This window comes from Variovorax sp. PDC80 (assembly GCF_900115375.1).
In the GTDB taxonomy this organism is placed as follows: domain Bacteria; phylum Pseudomonadota; class Gammaproteobacteria; order Burkholderiales; family Burkholderiaceae_C; genus Variovorax.
Genome location: NZ_FOWG01000007.1, coordinates 207,937 through 225,978, shown reverse-complemented (window position 1 = coordinate 225,978; position 18,042 = coordinate 207,937). Strand labels below are relative to the sequence as shown.

Below are 18,042 nucleotides of genomic sequence, written 5' to 3'. Positions count from 1 at the left end.
ATGCGGACCCCGTCGATCATCGAAAGACCGATCGGATGACTCCGATCCCCCGAGTCAGGACGACCCCGAATGGAATCCCTGGAACTGGCCGACCACATCCGGCGCGACGTCGAAGCCATCGGCCGGATCAGCGCCGTGCCCTCGATGCTGCGGCTGATCTGCGAGCAGACGGGCATGGGCTTCGCCGCCGTCGCGCGCGTCGACGGCGACAGCTGGACCGCCTGCGCGGTGCTCGACCGGATCAATTTCGGCCTCAAGCCCGGCGGCCAGCTCGAGGTCCACACCACGCTGTGCGTCGAGTCGCGCGCGGCGCGCCAGCCCATCGCCTTCGACCACGCGAGCACGCACCCGGTCTTTCGCACGCACCACACGCCGCGGATCTACAGCATCGAGAGCTACATCTCGGTCCCGATCGTCAAGGGCGACGGCAGCTACTTCGGCAACCTCTGCGCGATCGATCCGACGCCGCACGGCGTCGACAACGCCCGCACCATCGCGATGTTCCAGGGCTTCGCCGACCTGATCGGCCACACGCTGGAACTCGAGGACCGGCAGAGCGCGACCGAAGTCGCCCTGTTCGATGCCGAGGCCACTGCCGAACTGCGCGACCAGTTCATCGCCGTGCTCGGCCACGACCTGCGCAATCCGCTGGCCTCGCTGAGCGCCATCGGCGAGCTGCTGGCCCGCCGCGCGGCCGACCCCGACAGCACGCGCGCGGGGCTGCGCATCCGCGCCACCACGAAGCGGATGGCCTCGCTGATCGAGGACGTGATGGACTTCGCGCGCGGGCGCATGGGCAGCGGCCTCGATGTCGCGCGCGAGCAGATTCCCGACCTGGGCCTCGCGCTCGACGACGTGGTGGCCGAGATGCGCGCCGCGCATCCCGCGCGCACCATCGCGGCCGACATCCATGTGACCGACATCGTGCACGGCAGCCGCGGCCGCCTGCAGCAGGTGCTGTCGAACCTGCTGGGCAACGCCGTCTCGCACGGCGCGCCCGACAGCCCCATCGACGTGGCGGCCTGGACCCGCGACGGCTGGTTCGTGCTGAGCGTGAAGAACCAGGGCGAGCCCATTTCGCCCGGCAACCTGCAGAAGATCTTCCAGCCCTATTGGCGACCGGCCGAGAGCCGGGGCCATGGCGGACTGGGCCTCGGGCTGCACATCTGCTCGCTGATCGTGAAGTCGCACGGCGGCACGCTGCAGGTGACCTCGACGGCGGAGCACGGCACGAGCTTCGTGGCGCGCATTCCGGTGCGGCCGGGGGTCGCGGCCGTCGCCTAGGCGTCCGCGCGGCGGCGCGCCAGGACTAGCTGGCCCCGAAGATGTCCTCGAGATTGACCTCTTCAGGCTCCTGATGGAGGTTCACGCTCTTCTCGATGTGGTCGAGGTGATGCAGCATCAGCTGCGCGGCGCGCTCCGCGTCCTTCGACTTGATCGCCTCCACGATCAGTGAGTGCTCATCGGCCCGGCAGCTTTCCGCCGGGGGCGCGTCGTACACCAGGATGATCAGGCAGGTCAGCGTCGACAGCTCGCGCTGCGTGCGCGCGAGCGTCGTGTTGCCGGCCAGGTCGGCGCACAGGTTGTGGAATTCGCCCGACAGGCGGATGACGGCCCGCTTGTCGCCACGCGTGCGTGCGCCCATCTCCTGGTCCACGTGCGTGAGCAGGGCGTCGACCACTTCGGGCGTGGCCCGTTGCGCGAGCCGCCGCATGATCGCCGGCTCGATCACGCGGCGCGCCTCGAACACATCGCGCGCCTGCTCGATCGTCGGCCGGGCGACGAAGGCCCCCTTGTTCGGAATGAGCTCGACGATCTGCTCGTAGGCAAACCGGGTCAGCACCTCCCGTATGCGGGGCCGGCTCACCTTGAAGATTTCGGCCAGGCGCTCTTCGGCCAGCTTGGTCCCCGGCAGCAGCCGGTGCTCCTGGATCGCGACATAGATCTTTTCGTAGATCTCTTCGCTGCTGTCGCGCTCACGGCGCGGCGCGGGGATGGCGGTGGAAGGCGTAGACATGTTTCCAGGCATCGGTTCTTCAGGTGCCAACAATTTTTTAGAAGATTGTAGAAAGTCTAACACCGAGGCCGCGCTCCCGAGGGCACCCCGCTCGACGCCCGGACGACCCTTGCCTCCTCTGCGGAAGGGCCCGATGAGGATAGCCGCACCGCCGGCACGAGCGGCCCGAGCCACCAGATCCTTGCGCATCTCCTTCGAGGGTTTGCCCTCCCTTCTCGCTGCCCATCAACCGGCTAAAGTTATGTCAACAATATTTTAGACAATATGGCATATGTTTTGCAAACACTCAAAGCCAATCCACTGAACTCAAAGAAAGCTCATTTTGTTGAACATTTTTGGTGCGAAAGAACCCAAGTGAGTGCATCCCCTTTTGATCTAGTGATCCGCAACGCCCGCGCGGCGACGGCTTCGGACGTGTTCGACACCGACATCGGCATCAAGGACGGCCGGATCGTCCAGCTGGGGCTGGACCTTCCGCGAGGCAGCCGCGAGATCGACGCGAAGGGCCGCGTCGTCACCCCCGGCGGCGTCGACGCCCATTGCCACCTGGACCAGCCCTCGCCGCCGCCGGTCAGGATGGCCGACGACTTCGACACCGGGACCCTTTCCGCCGTCTGCGGCGGCACCACCACCGTCATCCCGTTCGCGGCGCAGCAAAAAGGCGGCAGCCTGCGCGCCGCCGTCGAGGACTACCACCGGCGCGCGGACGGCATCGCCCATGTCGACTATGCGTTCCACCTCATCGTCAGCGATCCGACGCCCGAAGTGCTGAATGCCGAGCTGCCCGCGTTGATCCGCGAGGGCTACACCTCGTTCAAGGCCTACATGACCTACGACGACCTGAAGCTCGACGACGGGCAGATCCTCGACGTGCTCGATGTCGCGAAGCGCCATGGCGCGATCGCGATGCTCCACGCCGAGAACTCGGACTGCATCGAATGGCTCACCCAGCGGCTCGAGGCCATGGGCCGCAGCGCGCCGCGCTTTCATGCGCACTCGCGCCCCATGCTGGTGGAGCGCGAAGCGACGCACCGCGCCATCGCACTCGCCGAACTCGTGGACGTGCCGATCCTCATCGTTCATGTCTCGGGCCGGGAAGCCATCGAGCAGATCCGCTGGGGCCGCGCCCATGGATTGAACATCTTCGCGGAGACCTGCCCGCAGTACCTGTTCCTGACCGCGGAAGACCTGGGCATCGACGACAGCTATCACGGCGCGAAGTGCGTCTGCAGCCCGCCGCCGCGCGACAAGGCCAACCAGGAGGTCATCTGGAACGGCCTGCGAGACGGCCTCTTCAGCGTGTTCTCGTCCGACCATGCGCCCTTCAAGTTCGATGGCCCTGGCGGCAAGCACCCGAACGGCGAAGAGGTGGCCTTCCGCCACATCCCCAACGGCATTCCCGGACTCGAGACGCGCATGCCCCTGCTCTATTCCGAAGGCGTGCTCAAGGGCCGCATCAGCCTCGAGAAGTTCGTCGAACTGACCGCCACCGGCCCCGCGAAGACCTACGGGATCCATCCGCGCAAGGGCGCCATCTGCATCGGCGCCGATGCGGACCTGGTGATCTGGGACGAGCGCGAGCTGACCATCCGCAACAGCGCACTGCACCACGCGGTCGACTACACCCCCTACGAAGGCATGCAGCTCGGCGCCTGGCCGGCCTTCACGCTGCTGCGCGGCGAAGTGCTATGGGACGGCAGCTCCTGCGTCGGCCCGAGGAACCAGGGCCGCTTCATCGCCGCCGGTCGCCCATCGATCCTGACGCCCGCTCATCTCGCCGCGGCCTGAGGCCCGGCCGACCCGTGCGCCTCTCTCATTTCAACCACCCTCAGAAACTTGGAAAGCCAGCAATGAACATCAAGACCGACGTCGTGCAATCGCTCGCAGGGCCTGCCGCCCGGGCTCTCTTCGCGGCATCGCTGCTCGGCGCGGTCCTCGTGCCCGCCGCGTTCGCGCAGGATGCGAAATCGATCCTCGTGGTGGCCGGTCCCCGGACGCCCGAGTCCCTCGACCAGGAATACCCGCCGACCGAGGCGACGCATGAAGCGAAGCGCAACATCTACGAGCGCCTGCTGGCCTACGACACGAAGACGGTCGACGGCGTCAAGGTCGAGAACTTCGACAAGCTCGTCGGCGCGCTCGCCGAACGGTGGGAGGTCTCGGCGGACAAGACCTCCATCACCTTCTTCCTGCGCAAGGGCGTGAAGAGCGCGGCCGGCAACGAGCTGCGCGCCGACGACGTGATGTGGTCGTTCGAGCGAGGCTGGAACAAGAACGCCAACTTCCGCTGGTACATGAACCAGATCCTCGGCATCAGCAAGTACGAGGACGCGTTCAAGAAGATCGACGACATGTCGGTGAAGGTGACGCTGCCGAAGACCTCGCCGCTCATCGAGCGCCTCTGGGTCAACAACGACCTCGGCATCCTGGACGCGACGGCGGCGAAGAAGAACGCCACCGCCGACGACGCCTGGGCATCGCGCTGGCTGGCGACGCATTCGGCATCGTTCGCGCCGTACCAGGTCACGAAGTTCCAGTCGGGCCAGGAGGTGGTCTACGAGGCCAACCCCAACTACTACCGTGGCGCGCCGCAGATCAAGAAAGTGATCTTCCGCGAGATGCCCACCTCCGCCAACCGGCTGGCGGCACTGCAGGCCGGCGCGGTCGACGTGGCCGAATGGCTCTCGCCGCGCGAACTCGCCACGCTGGAGAAGAACCCGCAGCTGAAGGTGTGGCAGGTCTTCGGCAACTACATCCACCGCGTGGAGATGAACAACACCACGCCGCCGTTCGACAACCCCAAGGTCCGCCAGGCACTGAACTACCTGGTGCCCCGCGAGGACATCCTGAAGGCCGTGTACTACGGCAAGGCCCGGCCGACCAAGAGTCCGATCTCCGAGATCTATCCGTCCTACACCGACCAGTACTTCAAGTACAGCCTCGACGTCGAGAAGGCCAAGGCCCTGCTCAAGGAGGCCGGCCAGCCGTCGGGCTTCAAGACGCAACTCGGTTACCGCACCGGCGACCAGATCGAGGAGGAGATCGCCGTCATCCTGAAGACCGCCTTCGCGCGTGCCGGCGTGGAGGCCGAACTCGTCAAGCTGCCCGCGTCGACGCTGGTCGAGCGCTACTCCAAGGGCACGATCCCGATGTATTTCTTCCGCGACATGGCCATCGTGCCGGACGCCGCCTATGTCGCCAACCTGTGGCTCAACAGCGCATCGCTGATCAACTATCCCAAGTTCAAGAACGCCGAGGTCGACAAGCTGATCAACGAGGGGCTGTCGAGCACCGATGAGGCCAAGCGTGAAGCCGGCATGAAGCGCGTGCAGCAGATCGTGATGGACCAGGCGCCGTGGGTCTTTCTCATGAACCCGGGCTACCAGCTCGCCACGCGGGCCAGTGTGACGGGCTACAGCTGGTACACGCCGAACAGCAACAACTGGTCCGACTTCTCGAAGAAGTGAACCCCGCCGTGCCGGGCGATCCGCGGCTCGCGCGGGCGCCCTGGCACACGCGAGCCATCCAACAAGGAAAGACATGACGCTACGCACGTCGCTGCGATCGCTACCGCGACCGCTTCGAATCGTCCTGGCCAGGCTGAGCATTCTGATTCCGCAGATGTTCGGCGTGCTGCTGGCCACCTTCCTGCTCATCCGGCTGCTGCCGGGCGACCCGGCCCTGCTCATGCTCGGCAACATGGCGACGCCCGAGCAGATCGCCAACCTGCGCGAAAGGCTGGGCCTGAACGGCAGCCTGTGGTCGCAGTTCACGAGCTATCTCTCCACCGTGGTGCACGGCGACCTGGGCACGTCCATGTTCACCGCCAATCCCGTGGCGGTGGACCTGCTCGATCGCGTTCCCGCCACGCTGGAGCTGATCACCTACGCCATGTTGCTGACCATCGCCGTGAGCCTGTCGCTGGCGGTCGTCTCGGTCGTCAAGCCGCGGGGATTCGTGAGCCGCTTCAGCAAGGTCTATGGCCTGGCCGCGGGCGCGGTGCCGGACTTCTGGGTCGGCCTGCTGCTGATCTACTTTCTGTTCTATGTCGCCGGCATCGCACCCGCGCCGTTCGGACGCATCGACGCCATCATGTCGGCGCCGCCCGCAGTCACGGGCTTCCTGACGATCGACACCCTGCTGGCCGGCGACACGGCGGCCTTCGCGTCGGCCGTGGGGCGCCTGTGCCTGCCGGTGCTGACCCTCGCGATCGTGAATGCCGGGGCGCTGATGAAGATGACCCAGATCGTGTTCGCCGACAACTACCGCAGCGAATACATCCGCCATGCGCGCGCCAGTGGCCTGTCGGAGCGGCAGCTCATCCGCAGCGCACTGCGCAACAGCCTGCCGCCGATCATCACGATGGTCGGCTTCCTGTTCGGCTTCCTGCTGGGCGCCGCCGTTCTGGTCGAAACCATCTTCGCGTGGGGCGGACTCGGCCAGTACGCCGTCTCCGCGGTCATGAACAGCGACTATCCGGCGCTCCAGGGCTTCGTGCTCGTCGCCGCCGCATTCATCCTGATCGTCTACACCGTGGTGGACGTTCTCTACGGCATTGCCGATCCGAGGATCGAAGTATGAAGATCATGGCTGCCGCCCATCGGCGTGGCGCGAAGCTGACCCTGGCCATCGGACTCTCGCTGCTGGCCATGCAGTTCCTCGCGATCGTGTTCGCCCCCTGGATCGCGCCGTATTCCCCGATCGACGCGGACCCGATCAATGCCCTGAAGTCACCGTCCTTCGCACACCTGTTCGGCACCGACGTGTCCGGCATGGACATCTTCTCCCGGGTGATCTTCGCGACGCGCATCAACCTGCTCATCAGCGTGACAGCGGTGGCCATCGCCTTCGTCATCGGGGTGCCGATCGGGCTGGCCATCGGCTACTACAAGGGCTGGGCGAGCTCCTTCGCGATGCGCATCTTCGACTTCGTGCAGTCCTTTCCCGTCTTCGTGCTGGGGATGGTGCTGGTCTCGGTTATGGGCCAGGAGATCTGGAACGTCGCCATCGTGCTGGCCGTGCTCTTCACGCCGGTGTTCGCGCGCCTGATCCGCGCCGAGGTTCTTTCGCTGCGCGATCGGCCCTTCATCGCCGCCGCGCGCTGCAGCGGCGCGACCGACGGCGCCATCATGTTCCAGCACATCCTGCCGAACGCCCTGACCCCGGCCATCGTCCAGATCTCCATCAGCATCGGGATGGCGATCCTGCTGACCGCCGGGCTGTCCTTCGTCGGCGCGGGCGTGCGGATGCCCACGCCCGAGTGGGGGCTCATGGTGAGCAACGGCGCGCAGCAGATGATCCTCGGCGTGTGGTGGGTCGCGCTCTTCCCGGGCCTGGCCATCGTCTTCTCCGTGCTGACATTCGCGCTGCTGGGCGATGCCGCCAAGCAGATGTTCGACCCGCAGACGAGGAGCAAGCCATGAACCCGGTTGCAGAGACATTGCTCGAGGTTCGCAACCTCAGCGTCGGTTTCTCCGATGCACAGGCCTCCCCTGCCCTGCGCGGCGTGAGCTTCAGCTTGCGGCCCGGAGAGATCCTCGGCATCGTCGGAGAAACCGGAGCGGGAAAGTCGCTGCTGGCGCGCGCCATCATCGACATGCTGCCGGGCGACGGCCGCATCCTCGGCGGCGAGGTCCTCGTTCGCGGCCAGGCCGTCTCGACGATGACGCAGGCACAGAAGCGTGGACTCCGTGGTGGCGAGGTCGCCCTGATCGGCACGAACGCCAAGTCCCTGCTCGATCCCGTCGTCAAGGTGGGAGAGCAGATCGCCCGCGTGCTTCGCGCCCACCGCGGCATCGACAAGGCGCAGGCCTGGCGCGAGGCCATCGCCCTGTTCGAGCAGGTCGGCATCGTCAATCCGGAGCGCCGCGCCCATGCCTACCCGCATGAGCTGTCCGGCGGCATGGCGCAGCGGGTCGTCATCGCGATGGCACTGATCGCGCAGCCCAAGGTCCTGCTCGCGGACGATGCCACGCTGGGGCTCGATGCCACGATCCAGCTGCAGGTGCTCGACCTGCTGGTCCAGAAGGGCCGCGAGCTCGGTCTCGCCGTGGTGCTCATCACCCATGACCTGGGCATGGTCGCCGCGTACTGCGACCGCGTGGGCATCATGAAGTCCGGCGAGCTGCTCGAACTCGAGAGCGTGCATTCCTTCCTCACGCAGGGGCCGCGGCATCCCTACAGCCGCGAGCTGCTCGAAGCGGCCAAGGTGCGTCCGCTTCCGATGGTCCCCGACGCTTCCGCGAGCGCGGGCCCGCCGAGCGGGCAGCCGCTGCTCGAGGTCACGGACCTGGTCAAGACCTTCCATGTCGATGGCTCCTCCGACGTGGTGCGCGCCGTCGACCATGTGTCGCTGACCATCGCGCGCGGCGAGACCCTCGCCCTCGTGGGCGAGAGCGGCTCCGGCAAGACGACGATGGGCCAATGCCTCGTCCGGCTGCTGGCCTCCGACGCCGGCTCGATCCGCTTCGACGGCCAGGAGACGCTCGCGCTCTCTGACAAGGCGTTCCGGACGGTTCGCCGGCGCATGCAGATGGTGTTCCAGGAGCCCTACGTCGCCTTGAACCCGCGATGGCGCGTGCGCGAACTGGTGGCGGAGCCGCTGAAGCTCGGGGAGGCCCTGTCGCGAACCGAGCGCGACGCCCGCGTGATGGAGTTGCTCGACCTGGTCGGCATCGCCAGCGCGAAGGCGAACGCCTACCCGCACGAACTGACGGCCGGCGAGCAGAAGCGTGTCGGCATCGCGCGCGCACTGGCCGTGCGGCCCGATTTCGTCATCTTCGACGAACCAACGACCGCGCTGGACATTCGCGTGCGCGCCCAGATCATCGACCTGGTGCGCGACCTGCAAAAGCGCATGGGGCTGTCCGCGCTGTTCATCACGCATGACCTGAACTCCGTGCGCTCGCTGGCCCACTACGTCGCCGTGATGCGCCACGGAAAGATCGTCGAGCAGGGCCCGACCGAACAGATCTTTTCGCATCCGAAGGAGGCCTACACGCGCAAGCTGCTGGAGGCCGAGCTTCCCATCGAGGCGAAGGAACCGGTTGCGACCCTGACCCTGGAGACTGCCGAGGCCCCATGACATTCGATCGAACAAACACCAAGCCGGTGCTGGTCACCGGCGCCGCGGGCCTGGTCGGCCGCACGCTCGCGCGCCGGCTGGCCGAGCAGCAGCGCGCCTTCATCGCGCTGGACCGAAGCGCGTCGGTCACCGAGGACGGCATCGAGATCGTCGGCTGCGATCTGGGCGACGTGCACCGCATGTACGCGCTCACGCGGGAGGGGATCGACTCGGTGGTCCATTGCGGGGCGTTCTCCGGGCCCATGGTGGCCCATGATACGCCGCACGCGATGGTGCAGGTGAACATCGTCGGCACCGCCAACATGCTCGAGCTGGCGCGCGTTCACGAGGCCCGGCGCTTCGTCTACTGCTCGTCGACCAGCGCCTATGGCGTCGTTCGATCGGCGGCGTCGGTCACGGAGGATTGCCTGCTACGACCCGCGAGCCTGTACGGCGCGAGCAAGGTCGCGTCCGAATACATCACGACCTCCTATGCGCAGCAGTACGGCCTGTCCGCGGCCAGCGTCCGCCTGTCGTGGGTCTACGGACCTGGCAGGACGACGGACTGCGTGGTCCGCACCATGATCGAAGATGCGCTCGCCGCGCGCCCCACGCGCATGGCGTTCGGCTCGGACTTTCCGCGGCAGTTCATCCATGTCGACGACGCCGTGGACGGCCTGCTCCAGGCGCTCGATGCCGAATCCCTGCCCAGGACGACCTACAACGTCACGGGCGACACGCGCGTGACGCTGGGCGAACTCGCGCAGCTGGTGCGCCGTGTCTTTCCGACAGCCGACATCGTGTTGCAGCCCGGGCCGGACCCGGTGGACGAGTTCCAGGAACAGTTCAGCATCGAGGCCGCACGGCGCGACCTCGGCTACGAGCCCCGGGTCTCGCTCGAACAGGGCATCCGCTCGTACGCCGAATGGATCGAGGCACGCCGGAGTGGGCGGCCATGATCGAGATCGAGCCGCGCCCTCTCTCGCAAGCCGAGTTCGCGCCCTTCGGACGCGTCATCGAGGCGCCTGCCCTGCCGCGGCGGGACTATTTCGACGCGGAACTGGCCTCGCGTCGATCGCACGCGAACGCTTCGCTGTCCCTGGTCACGAACGATCCGGTGCGCGGAGTCAGTCTCGCATTCGGCAGCCTCGAATGCCATCCGCACTCGTCCCAGTCGTTCATTCCCATGAACGCCGGCCGCTGGCTGGTGGTCGTGGCGCCCGACGCGCTCGGCCGCCCCGACATGCGGCAGGCGCTCGCCTTCATCGCCGGCCCGTCGCAGGGCACCACCTTCCGTCCCGGCGTCTGGCACCTCGGCCTGCATGTGCTCGACAGGCGATCGACGCATGCCATCTTCATGTGGCGCGACGGGACCGAAGGCGACGAGACCTTCGTCGACGTCGAGCCGACGACCATCGATTTGTCCAAGATCCTGAAAGAAGCTTGATCGTGAACCACCTTCAAAGAGACTTCGTCGGCTATGGCCGCAATCCTCCCGATCCGAAGTGGCCAGGCGGCGCCCGGCTCGCTCTCAACTTCGTCCTCAATTACGAGGAAGGGTCCGAGCCCTCGGTCCACGACGGAGAGGGCCTCACCGAGACCTGGTTCACCGAAAGCCACGGCCTGGCCAACCTCGAGGGGCGAGACCTCGCTGCCGAGGGGCTCTTCGAGTATGGGAGCCGCGTGGGTTTCTGGCGGGTCATGCGGCTCCTGCAGGAGCGTTCGCTGCCCGCCACGATCTTCGGTTGCGCGCTGGCGCTCCAACGCAACCCCGAGGCCTGCGATGCCATCAGGGCGTCGGGCTTCGACGTGTGCTCGCATGGATGGCGCTGGATCCAGCACTATCGGTTGTCGCAGGACGAAGAGCGCGAGCACATCCGTCGCGCCGTCGAGTCCCTGACCCATTCGATCGGCGAGCGCCCGCAGGGCTGGTACTGCCGCTACGCACCGAGCGTCCATACGCGCCAGCTTCTGGTCGAGGAAGGCGGCTTTCTCTACGACTCGGACTACTACGGCGACGAGCTGCCGTTCTGGACACGGGTCGATGGCCAGCCGCACCTGGTGGTCCCCTACTCCCTGACCAACAACGACGGCCAGTTCGCCGCCGGCGTCAGCACCGGCAACGACTGGTACGGCTTCCTCAAGGATGCCTTCGACATGCTCTACAAGGAAGGCCGGACCCAGCCCAAGATGATGTCCGTCGGCCTGCACATGAGGCTCGTCGGTCATCCCGCGCGCGCCGCGGCCCTGGAGCGCTTCCTTGACTACATCCGCCAGTTCCCCGACGTCTGGGTGACGCGGCGCATCGATATTGCCCGGCACTGGCGGCACGTGCATCCGGCGCCTGCAACCCAAGGAGCCGAATCGTGAAGAGCCCGTTCGATCTTTCCGGCCGCAAGGCCGTCATCACCGGAGGCAGCCGCGGCATCGGCGGAGCCATCGCCGAGCTGTTCCTGCAACATGGTGCCGAGGTCGCCATCTGCCATCTCGGCGATGAGGCCAACGCCGGCTCGCTGCGCGAGCGGATGGCGGCCAGGGGACACACGCTCCATTGCACCGAATGCGATGTCTCCAGCCCCGCCGCCGTCGACCGGTTCGCCGAATGGGCCACGCAGCGGCTCGGGCAGGTCGACATCGTCGTCAATTCCGCGGGCGTCGGCGGCGGCGACCGGCCCTTCGAGTCGACCGACGAGCGCGACTGGGACCTGACCGTCGGCGTGAACCTGCGCGGCACGATGCTGGTGACGCGGGCCTTCTTCGCGGGCATGACCTCGCGCCAATGGGGACGCGTGATCAATGTCGCCTCCCAGCTCGCCTACAAGGGCGCGCCCGGCCTCGCCCACTACTGCGCGGCCAAGGCCGGCGTCGTCGGATTCACGCGTGCGCTGGCCTACGAGGGCGCCCCACGCGGCGTGCTGGTCAATGCCATCGCGCCGGGACCCGTGGACACCGATCTGCTGCGCAATCACAGCGAGCAATGGCTGGCATTCAAGAAGAGCCAGCTGCCGGTCGGACGGTTCGGCCAGGTGGACGAGATCGCGCCGACCGCGCTGCTGCTGGCGTCGGAAGCGGGTGCGTTCTACGTGGGGCAGACCTTGTCGCCGAACGGGGGCGACGTCATGCTCTGAGGACCGGACGATCCGTCGCTAGATCAGCCCCCGCGTCGCCGCCTTCAGCGTCGCGGCCGCGCGCGTCGTGCATCCCAGCTTCTGGAATACGCGCTCCACGTGCGTGCGCACCGTGCTGGGACTGATGCCCAGCGCGCGCGCCACCTCCTTCGTGTTGTCGCCCTGGCTGATGCAGCGCAGCACCTCGAGCTCGCGCTGGGACAGCGATGCATCGTCCTGCGCCGGCGCCGCGGGCTTCGGCGGCACCGCGCCCGGCTGCGTGCTGGCGCACAGCGCCTCGACCACGGCCGCGTCGAAGCGGCCGGCCGCGGCGTCTTCGTTCATGCGCTCGGCCGCCTCTTCCCGCGTCAGCGCTTCGCGCCACGGACGTCGCGTGCAATGCGACCACCACTGCTCGGCCGCGGCGACGACCTGCCCTTCCAGCGGCATGGCCGCACCCGAGCGGCCACGGAAATGGCCCGAGCCATCGCGCCGCTCGAAGGCGAAGGACGCGATCTCCGCCTCGGCCGCGAGGCCGTCGATCTGCCCGGCGGCGCGCGAGGTCCAGTAAGGCACCAGCCGCACGCGCTCCAGCGCCGAGGCCTGCAGCGGCCCGGGCGCGTTCCAGATCGCGTTGGGCACCGAGGCACGTCCGATGCCGTGGATCAGCCCCGCCTTGTAGGCGCGGCCACAGCCGGCTTCGTCCAGCCCCATGCGCGCGCCGCAGTCGCGCGCCAGGGCGGCCACGCGGCGCGAGTAGCCCGTCATCCACGGCAGCTTGAGGTCGATCACGTCGCCGACCAGTTCCAGTCCCATGGGCCGGCGCATCGAGTCCGGCTGTTCCGCCGCCTCGGCCCATGGCGCGGCGGGCGCATCGAGCGCCTGCATCCAGGCCGCGAGATCGGACGCGCTGGCGTCGAGCAGCGCGGCCGGATAGAGGCTGTCGGCACGGCCGCGCACCAACGCGAGCGCCTGCTCGATGCCGTAGAGGCGACCGAAGATCTCGAGGTCGCTGGCCAGCGCCACCACGTAGGTCGAGAACGGAACCGCCTCGCCGCGCAGCAGGCCCGGCACGCCGCTGCCGTCGTAGGCCTCGAACACGGCACGCAGCGTGGCTTCGGTGTCGTGGCTCAGCCCCAGCGTGTGGGCGATGTCGCCCGCGATCTCGCAGTGGATCTCGGCCATGGCGAGCACCGCACCGGGCACCGGCGCGCTGTCGTGGGGCTGGCGCATGCGCGGTGCCGACGAGGCGAGCAGGGCCCGGCGGCCCTCGACGTCGTCGTCGAGGAAGTCGGCGAACTCCTGCGCATTGGCCGTGCAGCCCGACCAGCGCAACAGCGCGGCATGGCGCGCCGCCTCGATCTGCGGCGCGGTGCAGCCGGCCCGCGCCGCGATCCGGCCCGCGAGCCAGGCCGTGCGCAGCGAATGGTCGATCGGCTGGCCCATGCTCAGGTCGCCGATGAAGGCCAGCGCGCGGACGGCGTCGAAAACGGGGATGGTCGTGTCGTCGGACATGGCACATTTTGCGCGTGTCGGTCATTCGACCGATACCGGCCGCCGGGGTGGCTCGGAAGAATCGTGGCATCCACCGCTCGACGGGCGGCTCCCCTTCACTCGCGGCTTCCACCGCCTCTTCCTCATGTCCGACATCCTGCAAAACCCATCCCCGCGCGCCGCCTGGCTGCGCAAGCTCTATTTCACCCGCGCCGCCTTCTCCTTCGCCTGGGTCGCGCTGGCCTTCACCGTCGCGAAGCAGTCGCCCGCGCTGGCCACCGTGCTGCTGATCGTCTACCCCGCCTGGGACGCCTTCGCCAACCTGTGGGACGCCCGGATGAGCGGCGGCGCGCAGGCCAATCCCACGCAGATGCTCAACCTCTGGATGAGCACCCTGGTCGCGCTCGCGGTCGCGGCCTCGCTCGTGGCTGGATGGCAGGTCGTGCTGCTGATCTTCGGCATCTGGGCCATCGTCTCGGGCCTGCTGCAACTGGCCACGGCCATCCGCCGCCGCAAGGCCGAACGCGGCCAGTGGGTGATGATGCTCAGCGGCGCGCAGTCCGCGCTGGCCGGCGGGCTCTTCATCTCGCGGCAGGGCACCGATGCGCCGATTCCGCAGACGCTGGCGGGCTATGCGGCGGTGGGGGCGGTGTATTTCCTGATCTCGGGGGTGGTGATTCTGGTGCGGGAGCGCAGGCGCTGAAACGTCGGTGCGCCGCCACTTGGCGCACCCGGCAACGGGTCCGACGACTCTCCGCGCTATGCAGCCTCGGCCGCCTTGCGACGGCGAGCTTGCGCTAGGCCCTTCGGTCTGGACAGCTTCACCACCGGCGCCATGCCGGCGGTGGCGGCCATGTCCATCAGGGTGTCCAGGGAGAACAGGTTGATCCTTCCCCGAACCAGGTCGGAGATGCGCGGCTGCGTCACGCCGAACAGCTGCGCCGCCTCGGTTTGCGTCATGCCCTGCTGCCGAATGACTTCGGCCAGGCTCATCATCAGATCGGCACGCGCGCGCATGCTGGCTGCCTCCTGGGGCGTGCCTGCAATGGCGTCGAAGACGCTGTCGAAACGCCGGGCTCCGGTCATGATGCAAGGTCCTTCACTAGGTCTTTCAAGCGCTTTCTGGTCAGTTCGATGTCGCGCTTCGCAGTTTGCTGGGTCTTCTTCTGGAAGCAGTGCAGCACATAGACAGCATCGGCCAGCCGAGCCACGTACATCACGCGGAAGGTTCCCGCTTCATCCCAGATCCTCAACTCCACCACGCCGGCGCCGATGTTGGGCACCGCCTTGGCATCGACCGGCGCCAGGCCGTTCTGCACGAGGTGCAACTGGTAGCCGGCTTCGCTCCGAGCAAGCTCGGGAAAGCTGCGTAGGTCGTTCAAGGAAGTGCCTCGGAACTCGATGGGCTTCATGCCCATTTATACAAAATTTTATATCAAATCCCCCAGTGCAGTTCTGCACGCTCCCGCGCGGAATCTTCTCTGGAAAAGCTGGCCGCTCAAGGCGGCAACACCAACGGCCCGCAATCCGAATCCGCGATGAAGGTCGCGATCAGCGACGCCGGCTTCACCGGATCGGGGTTCTCCGCGAACAGGTGCAGCGCGCGCGGCGGCTCGAACCAGGTCTGGCCGGTCTGGTAGTCGACCGCGGGGCCACCCGCCATCTGCGAGCGCACGGTGCCGCTGACCACCACGGCCTGCACCGAGCCCGGATGCCGGTGCGCGGGGGTGTAGGCCAGCGGCGGAAACTCGACCAGGGCGGTGGTGATGGACTTGCCCGGCACGTTCGGCAGCGGCTCGCACGACAGCGGCCGCACGGTCGTCTGCGGCCGCGCGGCGCTGCCCTCGGGCGCGGGGGCCGAGGCGAACATCGGGCGCGTCACGCTGCTGCAGAGGTCGTCGAGCCATGCGACGGTGGCCTGCTTGCCCGTATGCGGCACCAGGGCCCACGCGGCCGCGCCGAGGGCGAGCGCCGCGAGCGACAGCGCGACCGCATGCCGCGGCGCGCGCGGCCATGACCGGACCGCGATGCTCACGACCTCGCCTCCGCACCCAGACGCATCGACGGGGTCCAGCCCAGCAGGCGGCGCGCCTTGCCGCTGTCGACCTCGGGGTTGTCCTCGGTGACGTTGAAGACGCCACCGGCCGAATGGCGCCAGGCCAGCAGCGCGGCCCAGGCGGCCGCTTCGACGTGCACGGGGCTCGCGCCCTTGGGCTCGTCGGCGCCGGTGCCCGGGCCGTAGAGCTGGCCGTAGCGCAGCACGGTGCCGGTGATGCCGGGTGCGTGAAGCACGGCCTGCTCGAGCGCCACCACGCCGCCCACGCTGATGCGGCGCGCGCCTTCGGCCTCGGTGTCGAGCGGCTGCGCTTCCGCATGCGGCTTGGGTCCCGGCGCGTAGGCCCAGGCGATGCTCTGCGCCACCATGCGCACCGCGCCCGCGGCGCGCGCGGCCTCGACCAGGTTGCGCGTGCCCTCGGTGCGCACGCGGGCGTTGCGCGCCGTGGCCTCGGCCATGCGCGCGGGATCGAGGCCGCGCGGCAGGTCGGTGAGCTGGTGGATCACGCCGTGCGGCGCGATGCGCACCAGCGCGGCTTTCAGCGCTTGCGCATCGAACACGTCGACCAGCACCGGCTTCACGCCCTGGGCCTCGAGCACTGCGGCGCGCTCGGGCTGGCGGGTGCTGCCGTGCACTTCGTAGCCGGCCTCGCGCAGCAGCGGGATCAGGGCCGAGCCGATGGCGCCGGTGGCGCCGGCCAGGAAAACTCTTTCGCTCATGGCGTTCTTTCTCGGAGACGGATGCTTTGGAGCCTCCAGCTTAGGCAGCCGATGGTCCGGCGCACAGTGCCAAGAATCGGTGGATCGGATGGACCATCGCGGCCCATCGCGACGGCGCGTTCAGCCTTGCCGCACCAGCGCCAGCAACCGCGCGCAGGTCTCGGCCGCGATCTCCACGCGCAGGTCCGCCACGCCGAGCAGCAGCCCGGTGTTCTCGGGCCCGGGCCGCGCGTACCACGGCGACAGCGGCACCGGCGTCAGGCCATGCGCCGCGAGCGATTGCGCCAGCGCCAGGTCCGACACGCCCGGCGCGAGGCGCAGCAGCACGGTCAGGCCCGCGGCGATGTAGGTGGCCGATGCGGCATCGAGGCAGGCGACCAATGCCGCGCGCCGCTGCGCATAGACCTGCCGGGTGCGGCGCAGGTGGCGCAGGAAATGGCCGTCGCGCAGGAAGGCCGCCACCGCCAGCTGCACCAGCGGCGCCGGGGCCGGCGGCACCACCGCCGCATGGCGCGCGAAGCGCTCGACCTCCGCCGCCGGCACGACCAGGAAACCGAGCCGCAGCATCGGGCTGATGGTCTTGCTGAAGGTGCCCACGTGCAGCACGCGCGCGCCGTCGCCCGCGGCCACGAGCGAGGGCGCGGCGCGGGCACCGAGCTGCAGCTCGCCGAGATAGTCGTCCTCCACCACCCAGGCCCGCGCGCGCTCGGCCCAGGCGAGGATCGCCTGCCGCCGCCGCGCCGACAGCGCCACGCCGAGCGGCGCCTGCTGCCCCGCGGTGACGACGGCCAGCACCGCATCCGGCGCGCGTGCCACGCCCTCATCGACCACCAGGCCTTCGGCATCGACCGGCACCGGCACCGGCTCCACGCCGAGCGCCTGCAGGCAGCGGCGCGTGGTGGGATAACCGGGGTCCTCGGTCCAGGCCGAGGTGCCGCGCAGCCCGAGCGCCTGCACCGCGAGCGAGAGCGAACCCGCGTAGCCGGTGGTGACGAAGACCTGCGCGGCCGTGCACGGCAGCCCGCGCGCGAGCGAGAGGTAGGCCGCGATCTCGCTGCGCAGAGCGAGCTCGCCGCGCGGATCGGGATTGATCTGCCGCGCCTGCGAGGTGGCGCGCACCGCGCCCGTCATGATCCGCGCCCAGACCTTGGCCGGGAACAGGTCCTGCGCCGGGTTCGCCATCTGGAAGATGCCCGAGCGGCCGGGGAAGCTCGGGATGGTGCCGACGGGCGCAGATGGAACCGCCACTGCCTCGCGCGGGCGCGACGACGGCGGCAGGTGCTCGGCGACGAAGGTGCCGGCTGCGCCCAGCGAGACGATCAGCTGCGCATCGAGCAGCCGCTCGTAGGCCGCGCTCACCGTGCCGCGCGCCACGCCGAGCTGCGAGGCCAGGTCGCGCCACGACGGCAGCCGCGCGCGCGGCGCGAGGCGGCCTTCTCGGATGGCGGCGCGCAGGCCCGCGGCAATCTGTTCGCTGACCGGTTCGCGGGCCGCGCGGTCGATTCGTATCTGCAGCTTCGACATGGGCGGATGTTAAGCAGGTGGCCTTGCGGCCGCTGCGTGCATCGGCGCGCCGCGACAATGGC

At 68.5% G+C, this 18,042-nt stretch carries 18 protein-coding genes; 11 read left to right on the top strand and 7 right to left on the bottom strand.

Annotation, left to right across the window (positions count from 1 at the left end):
• Nucleotides 1-69 precede the first annotated feature (69 nt).
• Complete coding sequence (locus tag BM109_RS21170; protein ID WP_093346652.1) at nucleotides 70-1,284, top strand: GAF domain-containing sensor histidine kinase; 1,215 nt, start codon at nucleotides 70-72, stop codon at nucleotides 1,282-1,284.
• Nucleotides 1,285-1,309: 25 nt separating this feature from the next.
• Here the strand turns inward: BM109_RS21170 and BM109_RS21165 are convergent, their stop codons facing one another.
• Complete coding sequence (locus BM109_RS21165) at nucleotides 1,310-2,017, bottom strand: GntR family transcriptional regulator (RefSeq protein WP_093346649.1); 708 nt, start codon at nucleotides 2,015-2,017, stop codon at nucleotides 1,310-1,312.
• Between the two features lie 354 nt (nucleotides 2,018-2,371).
• Between BM109_RS21165 and hydA the strand changes: the two genes are divergently transcribed.
• The 9 genes from hydA (at nucleotide 2,372) to BM109_RS21120 (ending at nucleotide 12,208) form a co-directional block, all read left to right on the top strand.
• Nucleotides 2,372-3,805 carry a dihydropyrimidinase gene (gene hydA, locus BM109_RS21160; protein ID WP_256222694.1) on the top strand — a complete coding sequence of 478 codons (1,434 nt, stop codon included), beginning with the start codon at nucleotides 2,372-2,374 and terminating at the stop codon, nucleotides 3,803-3,805.
• Nucleotides 3,806-3,867: 62 nt separating this feature from the next.
• Nucleotides 3,868-5,484 carry an ABC transporter substrate-binding protein gene (locus BM109_RS21155; RefSeq protein WP_093346643.1) on the top strand — a complete coding sequence of 539 codons (1,617 nt, stop codon included), beginning with the start codon at nucleotides 3,868-3,870 and terminating at the stop codon, nucleotides 5,482-5,484.
• 73 nt (nucleotides 5,485-5,557) lie between these two features.
• Nucleotides 5,558-6,598: an ABC transporter permease gene (locus tag BM109_RS21150; RefSeq protein ID WP_093346641.1), complete on the top strand. Its 1,041-nt coding sequence runs from the start codon at nucleotides 5,558-5,560 to the stop codon at nucleotides 6,596-6,598.
• Nucleotides 6,595-7,440, top strand: a complete 846-nt coding sequence (locus tag BM109_RS21145) for an ABC transporter permease (protein WP_218159402.1) — start codon at nucleotides 6,595-6,597, stop codon at nucleotides 7,438-7,440. Before BM109_RS21150 ends, BM109_RS21145 begins: the two co-directional genes overlap by 4 nt.
• Nucleotides 7,437-9,101 (top strand): ATP-binding cassette domain-containing protein, encoded by a 1,665-nt coding sequence (locus BM109_RS21140; protein ID WP_093346638.1) that lies wholly within the window; start codon nucleotides 7,437-7,439, stop codon nucleotides 9,099-9,101. The genes BM109_RS21145 and BM109_RS21140 overlap by 4 nt, the downstream gene beginning before the upstream one ends.
• Nucleotides 9,098-10,039, top strand: coding sequence for an NAD-dependent epimerase/dehydratase family protein (locus BM109_RS21135; protein WP_093346637.1), 942 nt, complete (start codon nucleotides 9,098-9,100; stop codon nucleotides 10,037-10,039). The genes BM109_RS21140 and BM109_RS21135 overlap by 4 nt, the downstream gene beginning before the upstream one ends.
• Nucleotides 10,036-10,527, top strand: a complete 492-nt coding sequence (locus tag BM109_RS21130; RefSeq protein WP_093346635.1) for an ureidoglycolate lyase — start codon at nucleotides 10,036-10,038, stop codon at nucleotides 10,525-10,527. The genes BM109_RS21135 and BM109_RS21130 overlap by 4 nt, the downstream gene beginning before the upstream one ends.
• Nucleotides 10,524-11,450 (top strand): allantoinase PuuE, encoded by a 927-nt coding sequence (locus tag BM109_RS21125; protein WP_371268826.1) that lies wholly within the window; start codon nucleotides 10,524-10,526, stop codon nucleotides 11,448-11,450. The genes BM109_RS21130 and BM109_RS21125 overlap by 4 nt, the downstream gene beginning before the upstream one ends.
• Complete coding sequence (locus BM109_RS21120) at nucleotides 11,447-12,208, top strand: SDR family NAD(P)-dependent oxidoreductase (RefSeq protein WP_093346632.1); 762 nt, start codon at nucleotides 11,447-11,449, stop codon at nucleotides 12,206-12,208. Before BM109_RS21125 ends, BM109_RS21120 begins: the two co-directional genes overlap by 4 nt.
• Nucleotides 12,209-12,226: 18 nt before the next feature.
• Here BM109_RS21120 and BM109_RS21115 read toward each other — a convergent pair whose 3' ends face one another.
• Nucleotides 12,227-13,702, bottom strand: a complete 1,476-nt coding sequence (locus BM109_RS21115; RefSeq protein ID WP_093346630.1) for an HD domain-containing phosphohydrolase — start codon at nucleotides 13,700-13,702, stop codon at nucleotides 12,227-12,229.
• A 124-nt stretch (nucleotides 13,703-13,826) separates the two neighbouring features.
• On the opposite strand from BM109_RS21115, the gene BM109_RS21110 reads away from it, so the two are divergent.
• Complete coding sequence (locus BM109_RS21110) at nucleotides 13,827-14,384, top strand: DUF308 domain-containing protein (protein WP_177239422.1); 558 nt, start codon at nucleotides 13,827-13,829, stop codon at nucleotides 14,382-14,384.
• Between the two features lie 56 nt (nucleotides 14,385-14,440).
• Here the strand turns inward: BM109_RS21110 and BM109_RS21105 are convergent, their stop codons facing one another.
• The 5 genes from BM109_RS21105 to BM109_RS21085 all read right to left on the bottom strand — a co-directional run bounded on the left by BM109_RS21105 (nucleotide 14,441) and on the right by BM109_RS21085 (nucleotide 17,980).
• On the bottom strand, nucleotides 14,441-14,767 hold the full coding sequence (locus tag BM109_RS21105) for a helix-turn-helix domain-containing protein (protein ID WP_057589932.1): 327 nt from the start codon (nucleotides 14,765-14,767) through the stop codon (nucleotides 14,441-14,443).
• Complete coding sequence (locus tag BM109_RS21100; RefSeq protein WP_371268825.1) at nucleotides 14,764-15,063, bottom strand: type II toxin-antitoxin system RelE/ParE family toxin; 300 nt, start codon at nucleotides 15,061-15,063, stop codon at nucleotides 14,764-14,766. Before BM109_RS21100 ends, BM109_RS21105 begins: the two co-directional genes overlap by 4 nt.
• Nucleotides 15,064-15,179: 116 nt before the next feature.
• Nucleotides 15,180-15,716 (bottom strand): cupin domain-containing protein, encoded by a 537-nt coding sequence (locus BM109_RS21095; protein WP_256222692.1) that lies wholly within the window; start codon nucleotides 15,714-15,716, stop codon nucleotides 15,180-15,182.
• Nucleotides 15,713-16,456 (bottom strand): NAD-dependent epimerase/dehydratase family protein, encoded by a 744-nt coding sequence (locus BM109_RS21090; protein WP_093346625.1) that lies wholly within the window; start codon nucleotides 16,454-16,456, stop codon nucleotides 15,713-15,715. The genes BM109_RS21095 and BM109_RS21090 overlap by 4 nt, the downstream gene beginning before the upstream one ends.
• A gap of 120 nt (nucleotides 16,457-16,576) precedes the next feature.
• Nucleotides 16,577-17,980 carry a MocR-like pyridoxine biosynthesis transcription factor PdxR gene (locus tag BM109_RS21085; protein WP_093346622.1) on the bottom strand — a complete coding sequence of 468 codons (1,404 nt, stop codon included), beginning with the start codon at nucleotides 17,978-17,980 and terminating at the stop codon, nucleotides 16,577-16,579.
• Nucleotides 17,981-18,042 lie beyond the last annotated feature (62 nt).

Excerpts from the sequence above, each read along its gene's own strand:
- BM109_RS21155 (WP_093346643.1), top strand. The coding sequence starts at position 3,868 with ATGAACATCAAGACCGACGTCGTGCAATCGCTCGCAGGGCCTGCCGCC.
- BM109_RS21130 (WP_093346635.1), top strand. The coding sequence starts at position 10,036 with ATGATCGAGATCGAGCCGCGCCCTCTCTCGCAAGCCGAGTTCGCGCCC.
- BM109_RS21140 (WP_093346638.1), top strand. The coding sequence starts at position 7,437 with ATGAACCCGGTTGCAGAGACATTGCTCGAGGTTCGCAACCTCAGCGTC.
- BM109_RS21145 (WP_218159402.1), top strand. The coding sequence starts at position 6,595 with ATGAAGATCATGGCTGCCGCCCATCGGCGTGGCGCGAAGCTGACCCTG.
- BM109_RS21135 (WP_093346637.1), top strand. The coding sequence starts at position 9,098 with ATGACATTCGATCGAACAAACACCAAGCCGGTGCTGGTCACCGGCGCC.
- BM109_RS21165 (WP_093346649.1), bottom strand. The coding sequence starts at position 2,017 with ATGTCTACGCCTTCCACCGCCATCCCCGCGCCGCGCCGTGAGCGCGAC.
- BM109_RS21085 (WP_093346622.1), bottom strand. The coding sequence starts at position 17,980 with ATGTCGAAGCTGCAGATACGAATCGACCGCGCGGCCCGCGAACCGGTC.
- BM109_RS21110 (WP_177239422.1), top strand. The coding sequence starts at position 13,827 with ATGTCCGACATCCTGCAAAACCCATCCCCGCGCGCCGCCTGGCTGCGC.
- BM109_RS21115 (WP_093346630.1), bottom strand. The coding sequence starts at position 13,702 with ATGTCCGACGACACGACCATCCCCGTTTTCGACGCCGTCCGCGCGCTG.
- BM109_RS21105 (WP_057589932.1), bottom strand. The coding sequence starts at position 14,767 with ATGACCGGAGCCCGGCGTTTCGACAGCGTCTTCGACGCCATTGCAGGC.
- BM109_RS21170 (WP_093346652.1), top strand. The coding sequence starts at position 70 with ATGGAATCCCTGGAACTGGCCGACCACATCCGGCGCGACGTCGAAGCC.
- BM109_RS21150 (WP_093346641.1), top strand. The coding sequence starts at position 5,558 with ATGACGCTACGCACGTCGCTGCGATCGCTACCGCGACCGCTTCGAATC.
- BM109_RS21090 (WP_093346625.1), bottom strand. The coding sequence starts at position 16,456 with ATGAGCGAAAGAGTTTTCCTGGCCGGCGCCACCGGCGCCATCGGCTCG.